The sequence below is a fragment of the Shewanella goraebulensis genome (assembly GCF_030252245.1).
Classification (GTDB): domain Bacteria; phylum Pseudomonadota; class Gammaproteobacteria; order Enterobacterales; family Shewanellaceae; genus Shewanella; species Shewanella goraebulensis.
On sequence record NZ_CP126972.1, the window covers coordinates 1,684,784 to 1,704,606 of the forward strand.

Here is a 19,823-nt window from a genome sequence, read left to right on the forward strand (position 1 = left end):
GTGTGTATGTTTTTTTGATAATATTTTGATGTGTTACTTTTGTGAACTAGTGTTATTATTGTGTTACTCGATAGGAGAGTTTCATTCAAAAAGGAAATTTGGTGCCCTTATGCCATTAGAACAAAAAAAAGAACATAATAAATTCCTGTCTAACCTCTTTTCATTTTGTTTGTTATTTATTTTTATTATACCCATAGAGGCTAATGCTTCTGGCACTGATTTAGCTTTAACTGCTGAGTTAAGTAGTGAAAGCGTCTCAAGTGGAAGTGCTTCAACATTAACTTATACCTTGAATAATAATTCAGCAGATACAAATGCTTCGAATATTGACTTCACAGTAAATTTGCCAGTTGATGTTGTGATATCCAATCAAGCTAATTTTTCCACTTCTTGTGCTAATGGTTCTGGAAGTGTCAACAGCGGAAGCAATTCGGCCAGTTTTACAAGTTATGAATTAAGTTTTGCTCAAAGTTGTCAAATTTCATTTGACGTATTTTCCGATTCAGCAACTGATCAAGTATTAAGCATTACTACGAGTGGTTTTAGCTCCAGTTTAGGCTCTGGAACTAATATTTCTAAAGACATTACCGTATCTACTAGTTCAATATCTGCAAATTTAGATTTTTCCGATAGTGTTATTAAGTATCAAGACTCAACAACGTTAACGCTAACGCTAACTAGTAACTCAGCAGGTTTCGCATATAATTTCCTTGGTTCAATTGAATTGCCTTCAGGCCTTACTTTTGGTGATGATGCTGCAACCAATAATTGTGGGCAATATTTTACTGCAACTAAACAAAATGATTCGACGTTAAATTTGAGTTCATACAACTTGAACAATGCTATTGTGGCTTTTGTTTCAGGTATTGGAAGTTCATGCTCAGTCACTGTAACGATTAATAGTGATTCTGGAGGTGAGTATGATGTTATAACCACTGACTTGAGCTACTCTGAAAGTAATGTTGCAATTAATATAGGTAAAGTCGGGGATTCATTAACTGTTAATGGAATAGGTTTTGTTGATTTAGCTTTTTCTCCTAAAATAGTCCAACCAGGTGAATTAGTTGACTTAGTCGTCACTCTATCTAACTTTGACCGCAGTAACGCTGCTGAAAATGCAACATTTACCAATGACCTCAGTGCATCGTTATCGGGTCTTGCTGCAGTAGGACTTCCGCTAAATGATGTTTGTGGGGTTGGTTCGTCAATTTCTGGTACGAGTATAATTACCCTCAACAACGGGGTAGTACCAGCCTCTGGAAATTGTTCATTTACTATATCGGTACAAGTACCTGCTAATGCTTCTAGCGGCTCTTACGTTAACACTGCAACCAATATTTCTTCATCATTAAATAATGCATATGATGATGTGATTAATTCGTTTACAGTTTCCAATGCTCCGACCATGCAGATGTCAGTGGTTGAAAGCGGTTTGTCTGCTGGTGAAGATTTAACATTACGCTATACATTGACGAATGTGGATGCTGTTAATCAAGCAACAGCAGTTTCATTTACAACACTGGTGGGCTCTCCTTCTTTTGTTTCAGTAAAAACCTTACCAGGCAGTAATTTTTGTAATATTTCAGGAAGTAGCCTTACAACAGTCGATTTAGACTTATTCACCTTAAACATTTCCAATGTCACTCTTGATGCTGGCGTAAGCTGTTCTTTTGATTTAATTCTTACACTCAATGATGCTGTTGTACCTGGAAACTATATTTTTGAATCTAGTAATATAAGTGCAAGTATTAATGGTGATATCGTTTCGGGGATTTCTCCTTCTGCTTTTGTTTCATTCGATGTAGATGCTGCACCAACGTTAACCTTTGAGTTTGCGGATAACGTGCTAATACCGGGGGCTACTAGCTCGATAAATGTAAAGTTAAATCATCATGCAAATTCAAGTACTGATGCAACGGGTGTAGGTTTTACTTTAGATTTAGACGCTGGGTTAACTGGACTAGTGGCCACTGGTTTACCACTCAATGATATTTGTGGTGTTGGTTCAGTTGCGAGTGGCACTTCATTAATAACACTAAGCGGCGGCGTATTAACTGCTGGGAATGATTGCCAATTCTCTATTCCAGTTCAATTACCTGCAGATACTGTTGGTAGCGGGTTTACATTTACTAGCTCAGAAGTAAGTGCAACAGTAAACGGAAGTACAGTAACCAATATTGCAGCGAGTAATAGTGTTGACGTCTCAGGGTTAACGTTTAGTAAGGACTTTGACTCAAGTTCTCTTAGAGTTGGTGCTGGCGGTGCTCAAATTGATTTAACTTATACTATTAGCAACCTGGCTGGCGCTGGAGATGTTACTGAATTAAGCTTTAGTGAAAACTTTAATAACTTTATTTCTGGTGCAACGATAAGTTCGGTTGATCAAACAGGCTTTTGTGGCGCTAGCTCCTCAGCGACAACCGCGATTAATTATTTTTTAACGGTTGCGCAAATCGAAGTGGTGAACGGAGAGCAATGCAGTTTACAAATTACTTTATCGATTCCGGACTCTGTTGCTGTAGGCTCATATACTGCTCAATCTACAGGTGTTTCTGCTAAAGTCGATGGAATCGTCACTGCGTTTGAGAATATAAATAGTAATTTATTGATAAATGAGTTGTCAGTGGTAACTAGTATTGATGTCACTAGTCCAACTTCTGCACCAATAGTCAATATGGGAATTGTTTTTTCCGATTCAGTCACTGGATTTGATATTAGTGGTATTGCAGTTTCAAATGGTACTGCTGATAACTTCAGTGGATCAGGTAGCAGTTATAACGTTGAAATAACACCAACTTTAGATGGTGATGTAACGTTAACTGTTAATGCTGGTGTTGCTGTTGATGCCTTAGATCCTAATGTAACCAATATTGCAGCTTCACCTTTATCATTTGTTTACGAGTCGACACCTTTAATCCCTACGCCTAGCATAAACGTTAGTTCACCTTCGCAGGCAATCATAAGTTCTGGTACTGTAATTTATGACGTTACTTATACCGATGTAGAGCAAGTGAACCTAACGGTATCAGATATTTCTTTAATCAATAGCGGAACAGCAACAGCAGATATTTCGATTATTAATGGTGATACTAGTTCACCGCAAATTAGCTTAACTAATTTTTCTGGCAATGGGTCTATAGCTGTCAGTATTGCTGAGGGAACTGCAAGATATTCAGTTAATACAGCACCGACAGTAGGACCTTCAGAATCATTTGTTGTTGATACACATAAACCTACAGTGGCACTTAGTTCTAGTGCATCTAACCAAGTCGATGACTTTACTGTTGACATTGTTTTTGAAGAAAATGTTACTGGGTTCGATGTTTCTGATATCGATATAACAAATGGTTCATTATCTAATTTTCAAATGATTGACGAAAAATCTTATTCAGTAGTCGTTAGTGCAACTGGAGAAGTTTTAATTGCAGTGTCTCTTCCTGATAGTGCTGGCTTTGATGCTGCTGGTAATGGTAATAGCAGTTCTAACAGTTTAAGCATTACCTATGATGACGTATCGCCAATAGTTACTATTTCTGGTCCAGCAAGTCCGGTTATAACCAGTTTTACTGCAACAATTAACTTTAGTGAAGCCGTTACAGGGTTTGATATTAATGACTTACAAGGGACAAATGCGAGTTTTTCAAATTTCATAGAGGTTAACGGCGCCAAATACACAGTGGCAGTAGCGCCAATTGCTCAAACTACAGTTTCAATAAATATCGATGCTGATGCTGCAATTGATATACTAGGAAACGGAAATATAGCTGCAACTGGCTATTCAGTACTATATGACTTTAATGACGCGCCAGTGTTATCGGGCAGTCCAGTGACGTCGGTGAGTGAAGACAGTGCGTATAGCTTTATTCCAAGTGTCAGCGATGACGATACGGGTGACACGTTAAGCTTCAGCATTACCAACAAACCATCTTGGGCAAGTTTCAGTGCATCCAATGGCGCCTTAACGGGTACGCCAACCAATGCGGATGTGGGCACCAGTGCAGGTATTGTGATTTCAGTGAATGACGGCACCGACACGGTGAGTTTAGCGGCGTTTAGTATTACTGTGAGTAACACCAATGACGCGCCAGTGTTATCGGGCAGTCCTGCAACCACGGTGAGTGAAGACAGTGCGTATAGCTTTATTCCAAGTGTCAGCGATGACGATACGGGTGACACGTTAAGCTTCAGCATTACCAACAAACCATCTTGGGCAAGTTTCAGCGCAGCCAATGGCGCCTTAACGGGTACGCCAACCAATGCGGATGTGGGCACCAGTGCAGGTATTGTGATTTCAGTGAATGACGGCACCGACACGGTGAGTTTAGCGGCGTTCAGTATTACTGTGAGTAACACCAATGACGCGCCAGTGTTATCGGGCAGTCCTGCAACCACGGTGAGTGAAGACAGTGCGTATAGCTTTATTCCAAGTGTCAGCGATGACGATACGGGTGACACGTTAACCTTCAGCATTACCAACAAACCATCTTGGGCAAGTTTCAGCGCAGCCAATGGCGCCTTAACGGGTACGCCAACCAATGCGGATGTGGGCACCAGTGCAGGTATTGTGATTTCAGTGAATGACGGCACCGACACGGTGAGTTTAGCGGCGTTCAGTATTACAGTTACTAACACTAACGATGCACCTGTATTAACAGGCTCGCCAGCGACAACCGTGAATGAAGACAGTGCTTACAGCTTTACGCCAGCGGTCAGTGATGATGATGCAGGCGATACGTTAACCTTCAGCATTACCAACAAACCATCTTGGGCAAGTTTCAGTGCAGCCAATGGCGCCTTAACGGGTACGCCAACCAATGCGGATGTGGGCACCAGTGCAGGTATTGTGATTTCAGTGAATGACGGCTCCGACACGGTGAGTTTAGCGGCGTTCAGTATTACTGTGAGTAACACCAATGACGCGCCAGTGTTATCGGGCAGTCCTGCAACCACGGTGAGTGAAGACAGTGCGTATAGCTTTACGCCAGCGGTCAGTGATGATGATGCAGGCGATACGTTAACCTTCAGCATTACCAACAAACCATCTTGGGCAAGTTTCAGTGCAGCCAATGGCGCCTTAACGGGTACGCCAACCAATGCGGATGTGGGCACCAGTGCAGGTATTGTGATTTCAGTGAATGACGGCTCCGACACGGTGAGTTTAGCGGCGTTCAGTATTACTGTGAGTAACACCAATGACGCGCCAGTGTTATCGGGCAGTCCTGCAACCACGGTGAGTGAAGACAGTGCGTATAGCTTTATTCCAAGTGTCAGCGATGACGATACGGGTGACACGTTAAGCTTCAGCATTACCAACAAACCATCTTGGGCAAGTTTCAGCGCAGCCAATGGCGCCTTAACGGGTACGCCAACCAATGCGGATGTGGGCACCAGTGCAGGTATTGTGATTTCAGTGAATGACGGCACCGACACGGTGAGTTTAGCGGCGTTCAGTATTACAGTGACTAACACTAACGATGCACCTGTATTAACAGGCTCGCCAGCGACAACCGTGAATGAAGACAGTGCGTATAGCTTTACGCCAGCGGTCAGTGATGATGATGCAGGCGATACGTTAACCTTCAGCATTACCAACAAACCATCTTGGGCAAGTTTCAGAGCAGCCAATGGCGCCTTAACGGGTACGCCAACCAATGCGGATGTGGGCACCAGTGCAGGTATTGTGATTTCAGTGAATGACGGCACCGACACGGTGAGTTTAGCGGCGTTCAGTATTACTGTGAGTAACACCAATGACGCGCCAGTGTTATCGGGCAGTCCTGCAACCACGGTGAGTGAAGACAGTGCTTACAGCTTTACGCCAGCGGTCAGTGATGATGATGCAGGCGATACGTTAACCTTCAGCATTACCAACAAACCATCTTGGGCAAGTTTCAGTGCAGCCAATGGCGCCTTAACGGGTACGCCAACCAATGCGGATGTGGGCACCAGTGCAGGTATTGTGATTTCAGTGAATGACGGCACCGACACGGTGAGTTTAGCGGCGTTCAGTATTACTGTGAGTAACACCAATGACGCGCCAGTGTTATCGGGCAGTCCTGCAACCACGGTGAGTGAAGACAGTGCGTATAGCTTTATTCCAAGTGTCAGCGATGACGATACGGGTGACACGTTAAGCTTCAGCATTACCAACAAACCATCTTGGGCAAGTTTCAGTGCAGCCAATGGCGCCTTAACGGGTACGCCAACCAATGCGGATGTGGGCACCAGTGCAGGTATTGTGATTTCAGTGAATGACGGCACCGACACGGTGAGTTTAGCGGCGTTTAGTATTACTGTGAGTAACACCAATGACGCGCCAGTGTTATCGGGCAGTCCTGCAACCACGGTGAGTGAAGACAGTGCGTATAGCTTTATTCCAAGTGTCAGCGATGACGATACGGGTGACACGTTAAGCTTCAGCATTACCAACAAACCATCTTGGGCAAGTTTCAGCGCAGCCAATGGCGCCTTAACGGGTACGCCAACCAATGCGGATGTGGGCACCAGTGCAGGTATTGTGATTTCAGTGAATGACGGCACCGACACGGTGAGTTTAGCGGCGTTCAGTATTACTGTGAGTAACACCAATGACGCGCCAGTGTTATCGGGCAGTCCTGCAACCACGGTGAGTGAAGACAGTGCGTATAGCTTTATTCCAAGTGTCAGCGATGACGATACGGGTGACACGTTAACCTTCAGCATTACCAACAAACCATCTTGGGCAAGTTTCAGCGCAGCCAATGGCGCCTTAACGGGTACGCCAACCAATGCGGATGTGGGCACCAGTGCAGGTATTGTGATTTCAGTGAATGACGGCACCGACACGGTGAGTTTAGCGGCGTTCAGTATTACAGTGACTAACACTAACGATGCACCTGTATTAACAGGCTCGCCAGCGACAACCGTGAATGAAGACAGTGCTTACAGCTTTACGCCATCGGTCAGTGATGATGACGCAGGCGATACGTTAACCTTCAGCATTACTAATAAACCGACATGGGCATCCTTCAGTACTAGCAATGGTCAATTATCTGGTACACCAACTAATGCTGACTTAGGCACCACGTCTGGTATCGTGATTTCCGTATCAGATGGTGCAGACACTGTGAGCTTGGCAGCGTTTAGCATTGAAGTGACTAACACTAACGATGCACCTGTATTAACAGGCTCACCAGCGACAACAGTGAATGAAGACAGTGCGTATAGCTTTATCCCAAGTGTCAGCGATGACGATACGGGCGACACGTTAACCTTCAGCATTACTAACAAACCGACATGGGCATCCTTCAGTACTAGCAATGGTCAACTGTCAGGTACACCTACTAATGCTGACTTAGGCACCACGTCTGGTATCGTGATTTCCGTATCAGATGGTACAGACACTGTGAGCTTGGCAGCGTTTAGCATTGAAGTGACTAACACTAACGATGCACCTGTATTAACAGGCTCGCCAGCGACAACCGTGAATGAAGACAGTGCTTACAGCTTTACGCCATCGGTCAGTGATGATGACGCAGGCGATACGTTAACCTTCAGCATTACTAATAAACCGACATGGGCATCCTTCAGTACTAGCAATGGTCAATTATCTGGTACACCAACTAATGCTGACTTAGGCACCACGTCTGGTATCGTGATTTCCGTATCAGATGGTGCAGACACTGTGAGCTTGGCAGCGTTTAGCATTGAAGTGACTAACACTAACGATGCACCTGTATTAACAGGCTCGCCAGCTACAACCGTGAATGAAGACAGTGCTTACAGCTTTACGCCATCGGTCAGTGATGATGATGCAGGCGATACGTTAACCTTCAGCATTACTAACAAACCGACATGGGCATCCTTCAGTACTAGCAATGGTCAACTGTCAGGTACGCCTACTAATACGGATGTAGGCACGACATCGGGTATTGTCATTTCCGTATCAGATGGTACAGACACTGTGAGCTTGGCAGCGTTTAGCATTGAAGTGATGAATGTTAATGATGTACCAGTGTTTTCTGGCTCAGCTATTCTGACTATAAACCAAGATGAAATATACAGTTATACACCAACAGTCGTTGACGATGATGAAACAGATACTCTGAGTTTTACTATTACTAATCAGCCTGATTGGCTGGAGTTTAGTGAAATGGATGGTTCATTGAATGGTACGCCAAAAAATGGTGATGTTGGTATTTTCGAAAGTGTTTCTATTTCAGTAACTGATGGAACCATTCAAGTCGATTTTCCTGCTTTTGATATTGAAGTCATTAATGTAAATGATGCTCCAACGTTTGAATCTGAACCCGTTGTAGATGCTAAAGCATTAACTCCTTACCTCTATGACATTGAAATAGAGGATATTGATGCCGACGATACTTTATCACTATCTGTAGTGACAGCCCCAGTCTGGCTGAGCATAAACGAAGTTAATCAACTTGTTGGAACGCCGCCTGTAGATAGCATCGGTCAAGATTTTGTTATAGAAATAGGGCTAACTGATAGCGTGATAGAAGATCTGATAATTCAAGAGTTTATTATCAATGTTTCTGAGCCGACTGATACAGATTTAGCTGTCGAGGTCTCATTATCTCCAGCGCCTGCGACTTTAAATGACAAGGTTACTTTATCAGTCAATATAGCCAACTTAGGCTATGTAGAAGCTAAAGATGTGGTTTACACGGTTGAGTTCGCTAGCGAATTAGAAATTGTTGCGTTAGGCAGTGATTGTGCTGACTTATCGTCGAATACATTTGAATGTTTAGTTCAAGAAGATATTGCGGTAGAAACTGATATTGCAAGTCATTTTGAATTTGATGTGATGACGATTGATTCAGGTCATACATATGTGTCGGTCAGTGTTGAAGGCGCGAATATTAATGGGGCGATAATCAATGAACAGAGTCACATTTTGTTAGCCCAAAATGTTGCTGATTTACCTGGTTTAGTACTAACGAGTAAAACTGCTGAAATTGGCTATATTGCAGACATTAATAATGATTTCTATCGTGACTTGTTAATTTACGATGAATCGCTGAGCAGTATTGATATTTATATCAATAATGGTGCTGGAGGATTGATTTTAGATAGTTCAATTGAATTGCAAATGCATGCCACTGGCATAGTGGTTGCTGATATTAACCTTGATGGTTATCAAGATATTGTAACTACGGGCGGACAAGAGCACGGTAATAGAGTTTATTATTTAGGTGATGCTTTCGAACTATTGAGTGTTGAGATGCTTGATGATGTTAAAGCTGATATTGCAGTGGTGATTGATCTTGATAGCGATGGTTCACCAGAAATGATATTAGGTGGACTTTATCAAAGTGAAATTGCAATTTATTCATACTTAGGCACAGGTAATACTGTAACGACACTATTAAATCTTAATCTGCAAAATAATATTCAAGAAATAGCTGCAAAAGAAAGTTCATCTGCTAACTCTGTAGTAGATAGCGAAGTCATTGTCGAAGTAAATGATGACACTCGTTATTCTGAGTCAGATGCGGTAAATACAGATGTGGTTGGTGTTTCTGATATTGCTGTTATTGAAGCCCGTGATAGTAATGACTTAATTGTTTCTCGAGATGGAGCTGATTCAGTGATAGTTAGTTATGATGCTGAACAATGGACGATTGAACTTGCTCCATTTTTATCTAATTCAATAGCTTCTATAATTCCAGGCGATGTTAATAATGATGGTTTAATTGATGCCATGATACGTAGAGAAAATAGGTGGTATTTGGTCTTGGATATGTTGAATGAAGCCTTAGAGTCAACAGTTTCTTTCCCATTGGCTGAAGATGTATTGATTGCTGATATAGAGCAAGATGGAGTGACTGATATTGTATTTATACAGCCTCACGGAGTTAGTATTTGGCACTTTTATGGTATAGATGATATTAGGCCAAACGACTTTGCCATTGATGGTCTGAACATAGTTTCAGTGCAACTAATTGACCTCAATAACAATAGTTATTCTGAGCTTGTTACGTTAGATAGTGAATCTGGAGTATCAATTTGGTATCTCAGTGAAAGTGGCGCAATTGGAGTTGAAGATGTTGATCTTTCAGTTCATGCCATTGGACCGAGTTTTCCTCAACAAAATCAAGAGACATCTATAAATTGGATGATAACAAATCATACTAATGCTTTAGCTCGGGATGTGAAGTTGACTATGTCAGTAGCTGATGACTTAATTCTGAGTGCACTACCTGCTAATTGTAGTAATACGAATCAGAAAGTTATCTGTCATATCGGTGATGTTAATGCGCAAGAAACCGTTTATGTGAAGATTAGTATGACGCCTCAGCGTAGTGGTGAATTTATGTTAATTGGGGTAGTTAGCAGTGAAGAGTTTGATTTAGATGAAACCAATAATCGTGATAAACCAAGGTTTACTGTTGAGGCTTTACCTGATGGCGGTAGTTTGTCTCTGTGGGTGATTCTTGTAATGCTATTGATGGCTTACCAAGTTCGTCGAAGAAATTTTTATAATAAAAATTAATGCAGCACAAAGTCTGCATGTTGATTTATTTTGCCAGCTTCGATGATTGAAGCTGGCCATTTGCTTTAAGGGTTGTATCTATGTTGGCTTTTTCTAAATGGTCTAAAGTCGTTAGCTTAAATGTGCTTATTACTTTAAGTTGTACTTCATTAAACGTATACAGTAATGAAACTGTATTTGATTCCCTTCCGAACAAGTCTTCATTGCTCGAATTAATGGGTAAATTAGAGTCAACGAAAGATCCTAAGTGTCATGCAACAGCGACACGTCTTGAAGGGCTTATATACGGCACTCCTTTATCTGAAGAAGCCCGTTACGCCAAAACTAAATACCAAAAATCCTTAGTGCGTACGATATGGGAATTAGCAGCGACCCAAAACCCAAGTGTTGAGATATTAACAAAAGAGCAGGTGTATAAAGCGTCTCAGTCTCTGTTTTCTGTCGAACAAACTCAAATTAATGATAAACCTGGTTGGCGTGTCAGTGTTGATGATATTCGAGAGGAAATAACAGCAAGAGACCAGCAGCATTATGGTTCGATTGCTTATACATTAAGAGCAATGTTGGCAGTTGAGCAAGAGGTGTTACTTGATTTTGATGTAGAACTACCTAGCCTTTCCAATTCAGCCGCTGAAGAAGTTACTCATTTAGTTGACTTGATGACGTTAACGTTATTAAAAATATCTGACATTACTGCGCGTACATCAGATGAATATCAAATTACTGCATCTGTCGTTAATGATGTAAGTCATACTCTTCTACCTAATATACAACTTAATCAAGTTTCTTCGACTGAACTTACATCTTCAGCTTCTAGAAAAGCTGTTAGTTCAGGTCTATTTATGGGACTTATAGACAAGAAAATTGCAGCTTTTAATCAATATAACGATGTTAATCAAACTCTTTTTGCGCGTAATCTTCAAGTTTACTTTGCTAAATTATCAATGCCAAAAGATGAAGCAGAAGCTAAGGCATTCAAGCAGTATTTTACTGAAGCAATGATCGCATTTTCTGGCACTTTATACTTAGATGCACAATCTAAAGCTGATTCAAGTGTGATCATCGGTGAAAGTGATGTCGCAGCTTCAATTCATGCTTTATTGCCACATGACGTTAATGAATATGAAGACGTCATTTTTTACCCCAATTATCCTAAAGAGCAGCAGGTGATTATAGAGTCTTACGATATGGATGCGTTTAGAGACTCAGGTTTGCATTGGACTTTCTTAAAAGAAGCATTAGTTGATGCTGCCGACCTTGTTAAGCTAGAAGCAGACCCGTTTGCTGCAGAGCTACTCAGTGAAGCGATTGCACATTATGGTGTTTTGTTATTACGTAAATCTGGGGAAATGGGCAAAGAGTTAGGAATTAAAGAATTAAATTCGACATTAATCGCTAAGACTTATGAAGAGCTTAATCAAGATATTATCAATTATGCTGCATATAAGCCTAGTAATGTTGCTCAAGCTCAAATTATTTCAGCTGATAGCGAGAAGCTGACTTCATCAGAACGTTACTTTAATAATGTTACTGTCAGTAAAGGTGTTTTATCTGAACATCGTTCATCAGATTGGTTAAGCCGTCAACTCAGAAGCTATCTAGATAAAGATGAGCAAACCGGCATTATTACTATACCGCCTGCTTTCGGGGGCAGTGGTGTTGCTGCTGAAGATATTAATGGTGATGGTCTTACTGATATTTTAATTTTAAGTGGCTTAGGTAATAAATTATTTCTTAATCGTGGTGATAACTTTGAAGATGTTACCGACCAAGCGGGATTACTAAATGTTAGCCGCCGCGAAGGAAGTGAAAAAAGTGCAGGGGAGCCAAGACAACCATTAATTGCTGATTTAGATAATGATGGCGACCAAGATATTATTATTACTTATGTTGATGAACTACATCATGTGTATCGTAATGATGGCGATGGTAAATTTACCGAGGTAAGCTCGCTTTCTAACCTTGGCGGTGTAGGTATGGTCGGTGGCCCTGCAACGATATTTGATGTGAATAATGATGGTTTATTAGATATTTACATTCAATATTTCGGTAACTATCTTAAAGGCGACTTACCTACATTAAAAAGGCGCAATGATAATGGTGGAAAAAATGTCCTCTTTATCAATAAAGGTGACTTTAAGTTTGAAGAAGCTAAAAATGCCTTAGGCGCAGATAATAATGGTTGGGGCCAGGCTGTTATACATACTGATTTGAACTTAGATGGATGGCAAGATTTGATTGTAGGCAACGATTTTGGTGTTAATGCTTATTATATTAATAATCAAGGAAATGCTTTTGTAGACTATTCATCTAAAATAGGCACAGATAAGCCTTCATATACTATGAACCTTAGTTTAAGTGACTTAAATCGTGATGGAATACCTGACATTTATGTATCGAACATTGTAACGATGAATAAGGATCAAAAATACGTTTTACCTAGTCAGGACACTCAAGCCGAGTTTAATCCTACTAAACTTGCCAATATGCGGGTGGTCGAAGGTAATGATTTATTTTTGTCGACTAAAAATGCGAAGGGAGCATTAAATTATCAACACAGTGATCTTGTTGGGCGTGGCTATTCCTCAACAGGATGGGCTTGGGATGCAGATTTCTTTGACGTTGATAATGATAGCGATGATGATTTATACGTGCTGAATGGCATGAATGATTATTACGTATATTCGACAGATAACCCTTATTATGCTGATCCTCAGTCCGGCGAATCAATGAATGTTCAATTTCCTGATGCAGCTAAAGCAAGTAATGTCTTTTTCTTAAATAGTGGCGGGAAATTAGATAATGTATCTGCTATGAGTGGACTAGATATTATTGCTAATTCACGTTCTGCTTCATATTTAGACTTTGATAACGATGGAGACTTAGATATTGTCATTAATAATTATCATGATTCTGCACAACTTTTCGAAAATCAGGCTCAAAAGCTAGAAAATAATTGGCTTAAAATTAAGCTAAAAGGCGCGCCCGAAGCTGGAGTAAATCTAGATGGTATTGGTGCTCAAATAATCGTTGGTAACAATGAGAATAGCTATACTTGGCGTCAGGTTAGTGGTAGTCAAGGTTATATGTCTGTTCACCCAAAAGAGCAACACTTTGGACTTGCCAAAGGTGATAATGCCAAAGTTTTAGTAATTTGGCCAAATGGTGAACGCCAATTCTTTGAGAATGTTCTGGCAAATCGCAGTTATACAATACGTTATGCAAAACAAGACAAGTAATTTAGCATTTATTTAAATGCATTTAGCAGTTTCAGAGAGAATGAAATGATTTATCGTTTGATTATGATTGTTTACACCTTAGTGGCCAGTATAGGTTTAGTTTATGGGCAACAATCAGTCAATGATTTGGTTTTTGATAAAGCGTCATTGAATGCATTTGAAACTAGAAAAGAATGGTTAATTTCGCAAGGAGTCATTACCAAAGATATTAGCCCTAGTTATATAAATGAATTAATTCATGCTGATTCACCATATCTTCTTAGTCATGCATTACAACCAATAGATTGGGTTCCATGGGTTAATGCTTTTGAACAAGGCCATATTGATAAGTCGAAGTTAATTTTTATATCTATTGGCTATTCAACTTGCCATTGGTGCCATGTAATGGCACAAGAAACATTTTCAGACCCCATGATTGGTCAAGAGCTTAATCTAAACTACATTAGTGTCAAAGTGGATAGAGAACAATGGCCATTAGTGGATAACCGATTTAAAACAGCGCTAGAGGTGTTAAAAGGTGAAGCTGGCTGGCCAATCAATGTCGTGCTTACTCCTGATGGAGATATTATTTGGATTGACTCGTACTTGAGTAAAGCCAAATTTAATAAGATTATTACTAGCCTGTCGAAACGTTGGAAGCAATCTACACAAACTGTTCTAGCTGTTTCTGAGCGTATAGAACACGAACTCTATAAAAACTCGTTTCAAGTAGGAAAAGATAAAATTAATAGGGCATCATTTGCTCAGTTAAAAGAAGAGTTACCAAAGCAACATGAACTTATTTTAAATCTTCTGCAAAAAGAGTCTACTCAATCTGGGCCGAGATTTTTACGTGCGAATTGGTCTTTAGGTCTGCTTGATGAATATTTAAGAACAGGGAATGAAAAATATCTAGATATCGTTGAGTCTCAAGTCAGAAGTATTTTATTAAGTCCTACTTACGATTCCATTGAAGGTGGATTTCACCGCTACGCTGTCGATGGTAACTGGCAACAACCTCATTATGAGAAAATGCTGTATACCCAAGCAAATATGATAAGAGTATTATCAAGATTGTACGCAATTACTGCAAAAAAGGAATATTTCACTGCCTTGGAGCAAACAAATAACTGGGTAGAGAAATGGTTAAAGCAGCAGTATGGATATGCTTCAGCTGTCTCAGCACTCTCTGGCGGAGTAGAAGGGGCGTATTATCAATTACCCCAAGGAATAATTAAACGAGACAGTAAATCAAAGGAGTATTTTGGATACGATACTATTCAGCTAGTAGCTCCTAATAGTAGCCTAATATTTTTGAAGAAGTTACCTGATGATTGGAGAACTTTGAATTTTGTTTCAGAAGTTCAATCTTATAGACAAATCGCGAGTAAGCCCCTTGTAGATGAAAAAGTATTGGTTAGTTGGAATGCGTTATATGCGATAGCATTATTGGACGCATTTACTGTTACTCATGATAAAAAATTCTACACTCAAGCACTGCTCTTAATTAATCATTTGTGGGACAACTTTTACATAGGTGAACAATTATATCGAAGTGAATTTCTTGGAAAAGTGAGTATAGAAGCTCAATTTGATGATTATGCTTTGCTTGCTATAGCATTATTAAAATTATCATTCTATGAATCTTGGTCTGAATCTAGGAAAGCATCGAGTTTTCAAGTTCGAGCTAACACTCTCCTGATGGATTTACAAATTATATTAAATTCAAAGACTAAGTTTAAAGCATTAATGGATTTAAATCATGATAGTGAGCTTGCTTCAATTAAGTCAGATGTTTACCAAGCTTTTGCTGAAGGCTATAAACTACTTAAAGAGCCAAGTTATAATAAGTTATCAAGAAGAATATCCAGCTTCGATAAAGAACAACTACATTTATTAGTAAATGAATATACTTTGTCAAATCAACTTTCTGCAAAGGTTAAGCAGATTAATGTTGGACAAACATTTTTTGCGAATGGCCATGGTAAAGTTATTGTAACTCAAGATGAAAATAGTATTATTGCGAATATAGATTTAGAACCAGGCTGGCATATCAATGCCGATTCGGTAATTGATGAACGATATCACGCTACTCAAGTCACTGTAGAAAATATAGCTGAGTTTAATAAGGTATTTACGAGAGTAACTTATCCAAAAGCAAAGTTGCAATCACTCAGTTTTTCAAAGAACCCACTGAAACTATTCGAAGGTAATTTTGATATTAAAATGAATACGAATAGCTTAAAGAGCAATAATAAACATAATGTCATCATTAATCTGCAGTCTTGTTCCGATAAATTATGTTTATTACCAGAAACGCTAAATTTATATCCTACCACCTCTCTCTAGCGTATATGCCATGATTGATTAACACCCTTGCTACTCAGTAGTTGCTTTAAGGAAAGTTTTTGACATAAATTGGCTTCTTGTTCTGGGATAGCGTTTTTATTTATACTTATAAATGACATAATTGTGTCATTGCAAAGATAAATAGAAGGTTTAGGATCGAATGAGTAAGCTAAAGCAGTTAGTTAAAGGGTTATTAGGAAAAAGTGCGGTGAGCTTTAACGTTGATGTTATGCAACCAGATTTGATCAGTGGTTGGGCATGTGATGCAGCGCGACCAAACCATACGTGTAAGATTGAGCTCAAAGAAGGCAATGTCGTTGTTGCTAATTGCGAAGCTAATGTCATGAGAGAAGATTTACTGGTTGCAGGGATTGGTTCAGGTAACCATGGTTTTAGCTTTGACCCTGGCCTAAGTGTATTTGATGTCGCTCCTAGAAAATTAGATTTATATATCGATGGAAAATTGCAAACCTCGCAAAACGTGACCATAAGGCAACAACCTGACAAAATTTTACAAGAGTTTGGCCAAGAAATGGAAAAACGTGTAGATGCTCTGTTAGCGCTTCATAGAGAAAAGCTAACTCGAGAAATGGAACAGATTGTCAAAGTAGATAAGAAATAGATTATGTTGTTTAATAACAATGAAAATAAGATAGTAGTATTTTGTCCACTTCCTCCTAAACCAAATGGAATTGCAGATTATTTTTTAGAGCAGGTTCCTTACTTTTCTCAAAATCATAACTTAAACATTGTTATTGAAGATAATCACCCCGAACCGATCGGAGTGCCAAGTTATGTAACGGTTATTCGATTAACTGAGTATTTGCAAAACCGAATAGAATTTAGTCATGCTAAACATGTTTACCATGTTGGTAATAATCATGACACACAATACTTGCTACCCGTTTTATTATCCACTCCTGGCGTGGTGATCGTACATGATTTAAATTTACATCACTTGATAGGCTTAACCACATTAAGTTGTGATAGTAAGCCATCCTATACCGAGGCTTTAGCTTATCAATATGGTCGGTTGGGGAAACTCTTGGGTCAACAACTTGAAAGTTTTGGTTGGAAAGGCAGTTTTTCACCTGAAGAGCTTGAATTGAATGCGAGTGTTTTAGATTCAGCTAGCCAAATTATTGTTCATTCTCAGTATTCTGCCGATCGAATTATGGCAAGAGGTAACACAAATGTCAGTGTTATTCCTCACCACTTAGCCCCAACTATCGCTCATTATCCTAGAAAGCTAAAAAATGAGTACAGAAACCAACTTGGCTTACCACAAGATAAATTAATTTTCACCTCGATGGGCTTTATTGCCAAGGCTAAGCAAATTAAGGCAGTATTAACCGCGTTAATCGAACTTGATAAGAGCGGCATTGACTTTGTTTATGTTCTAGCTGGTCAATGCAAGCCACATGAGTATGACGTCTATGCCGATATTCAAGCAGCTGGGTTGCGAGATAAAGTCATTGTAACTGGCTTTTTAAATGAGCAAGAGTTCTACCAACATATAGGCGCCACCGACTTAATTATTAACTTACGTTACCCAACAGGTGGTGAAAGCTCTGGCACACTAACACGAGCGCTTGGAATGGGAGTCTGTTGCTTAGTGGTCAATATTGGTCCTTTTGCAGAACTTCCTGATGACGTAGCTTGCAAATTAGACTATGACGATTCGTTTCAGGTTTTATTAACGGAGTCATTATTGAAGCTCGCCAATAATAGCGATGAAAGAACTGCATATGGCATCAAGGCAAAAGGCTGGATTGAAAGAACGCATCATATTGAAGTAACAACAAAACAATACCTTGAAGTCATTGCGAGCTCTACCGCACCTAGCATAAAACATAGTTGTGCATTTAGTGAGCAGTTAAATGTAACCGATAATTATTTTTTGCCTAAGGCTCTTTTGAAGCAAAAACTAGAGCATGAAACGGATGCTAATCTCGGGCTTGCTTGGCGAGAATCGTTGATTCCTCTTGGGGTAAGCGGACAAGACACATTACTGCTAAACACAGCAAAGGATGAAGAAGCGCTTTTCAGTTCGGTTTTGCAATATGGTACTACCGATATTACCGCTGTTGATTTTGATTCACTTGCCGAAGATAATTATTTTCAACATTGGCATAAATATAAAGTGGTCTATGCCATTTTCCCCATTGCTACGTTTATTGACGATCCCGTTTATTTGTTAGCGATACTTAATGGGCTGTGTAATACAGCATCAACTCTAGTACTAACCATTAAAATAGATCATCAAGACGTTGATTCTGCTGTGCCGTTAAATCAACAAGTTTTCATTGAATATCTTGAGGCTGCTGGCTTTAAAGTAACTAATGTTGAAACGGCTGAAAAAGACATCAACTTTGAAAGAGTTGAACAGCTATACCATCAATCACAATGGTGTTTTACAGGGCAATTAATTAGTCGTATGGTTGACCGTTACCCTTTGCCACAATATCCACAAGCTAATTCTGAAGCAATCCTTTTGACCCAAAAAGGAATGAAGTCAATGTCTCCTAAGTGTGGAATTGATTATATGATGGAGCCGTTATAATGAGCTTGAAACATAGTAGCACCAGCTTTGCCGACCGCTATCCTATAAGGCAACGTAGCCTCCTGTATGGCTTACTTTGTCAAAGATTCAAAACCGCAACTAGGGCGATTTTTATTGATGTTCCGGCATCACTGCCATATGAATTAGCAACATCTTATGATTTAGATGTATTTTTCTTTAATTCATTATCAGTTGTTCAAAAATTTGGCCCTTGGTGTTTTGATACTTCAAAAGCAACAAGTGAAGTCTATAAACATAACTACATTCTTGGTGCAGAAGATGTTGACTGGCATACAAATCAATCCTCCAAGGGGGGAGCAGCAGACAACTTAGGGGAAAAAATAATTATTCCAATTAGAAAGGTTGATACTGTATTTGCTGGTCTTAAGTCTTTAGGTTGGCTGCATATCAATGACTCGGATAACGTGGTTGAGTTATTACGTGGAGCATCACAAGTGATTGCAGCAACCAAGCCATTAATTACTATTATTGTACCACCTGCATACTCTATATCGCGTATTACCGATTTAATTGCGCTTTGTGAACAACTGGGATTAAACCTTTATAATAATCGCGGTGAGTTGATTGATCAGTTACCCGAGCAATCTAGTATCACCATGGACATGTTCGCTTTAGCTAAAACTGAACAACTAGAACAGAGTTTTACAAGATTATTGAATCAAGTTTCACCAAGTGATTATCGTCCTGACATTGCTGTATACAAAGAGCAATGTGATTTAGCATTGGCATCGACTCGTTCGTTAAATTCAAGTCAATTTATAGACTTTTTAAGAGGGCAGCAACAGCATTTTTCAGTGCCTTCTGTGCTAGCTAAAAACGTTTATCCTTTAGAAGAATATGATGGTGTATCTTATAATTGGACTGGGCCTAACACTACAACTGCATTTATTTTACCATTGCCAAGTTTTGGGCAATACCATTTACAAATAAAACTCTATGCAGTCCAAGATGCAGCAAAAAGTCGCTCGGCTCGCTTGTTTATCGAAGGCCAGTCTTCCTGTGAATGCGAGTTAACGGAAAATAGTGCGGTAGAACACGACTTTTATGTCAGTAAAGAAGACTATCAGGGAAGCATCGTTATAAATCTGAGCCTTGCTGGTGTGAGTCATATCCCAGAATCTGGGCGGCATATAGGTGTCGCTATCGAACAGCTAAGTTTATATTGGCAGGAGAATTAATA

The 19,823-nt window shown here is 39.8% G+C and carries 6 protein-coding genes; all 6 read left to right on the top strand.

The window, feature by feature from the left end; genetic code table 11:
- Positions 1-109 precede the first annotated feature (109 nt).
- Positions 110-10,492: a putative Ig domain-containing protein gene (locus QPX86_RS07095; RefSeq protein WP_285164751.1), complete on the top strand. Its 10,383-nt coding sequence runs from the start codon at positions 110-112 to the stop codon at positions 10,490-10,492.
- Between the two features lie 80 nt (positions 10,493-10,572).
- Entirely contained in the window at positions 10,573-13,731 is a 3,159-nt protein-coding gene (locus QPX86_RS07100) for a CRTAC1 family protein (RefSeq protein WP_285164752.1), read from the top strand.
- Between the two features lie 45 nt (positions 13,732-13,776).
- Positions 13,777-16,059, top strand: coding sequence for a thioredoxin domain-containing protein (locus QPX86_RS07105; protein ID WP_285164753.1), 2,283 nt, complete (start codon positions 13,777-13,779; stop codon positions 16,057-16,059).
- 160 nt (positions 16,060-16,219) lie between these two features.
- On the top strand, positions 16,220-16,681 hold the full coding sequence (locus tag QPX86_RS07110; protein WP_285164754.1) for a hypothetical protein: 462 nt from the start codon (positions 16,220-16,222) through the stop codon (positions 16,679-16,681).
- A gap of 3 nt (positions 16,682-16,684) precedes the next feature.
- Positions 16,685-18,622 (top strand): glycosyltransferase family 4 protein, encoded by a 1,938-nt coding sequence (locus QPX86_RS07115; protein ID WP_285164755.1) that lies wholly within the window; start codon positions 16,685-16,687, stop codon positions 18,620-18,622.
- Positions 18,622-19,821 carry a hypothetical protein gene (locus QPX86_RS07120; protein WP_285164756.1) on the top strand — a complete coding sequence of 400 codons (1,200 nt, stop codon included), beginning with the start codon at positions 18,622-18,624 and terminating at the stop codon, positions 19,819-19,821. Before QPX86_RS07115 ends, QPX86_RS07120 begins: the two co-directional genes overlap by 1 nt.
- Positions 19,822-19,823 lie beyond the last annotated feature (2 nt).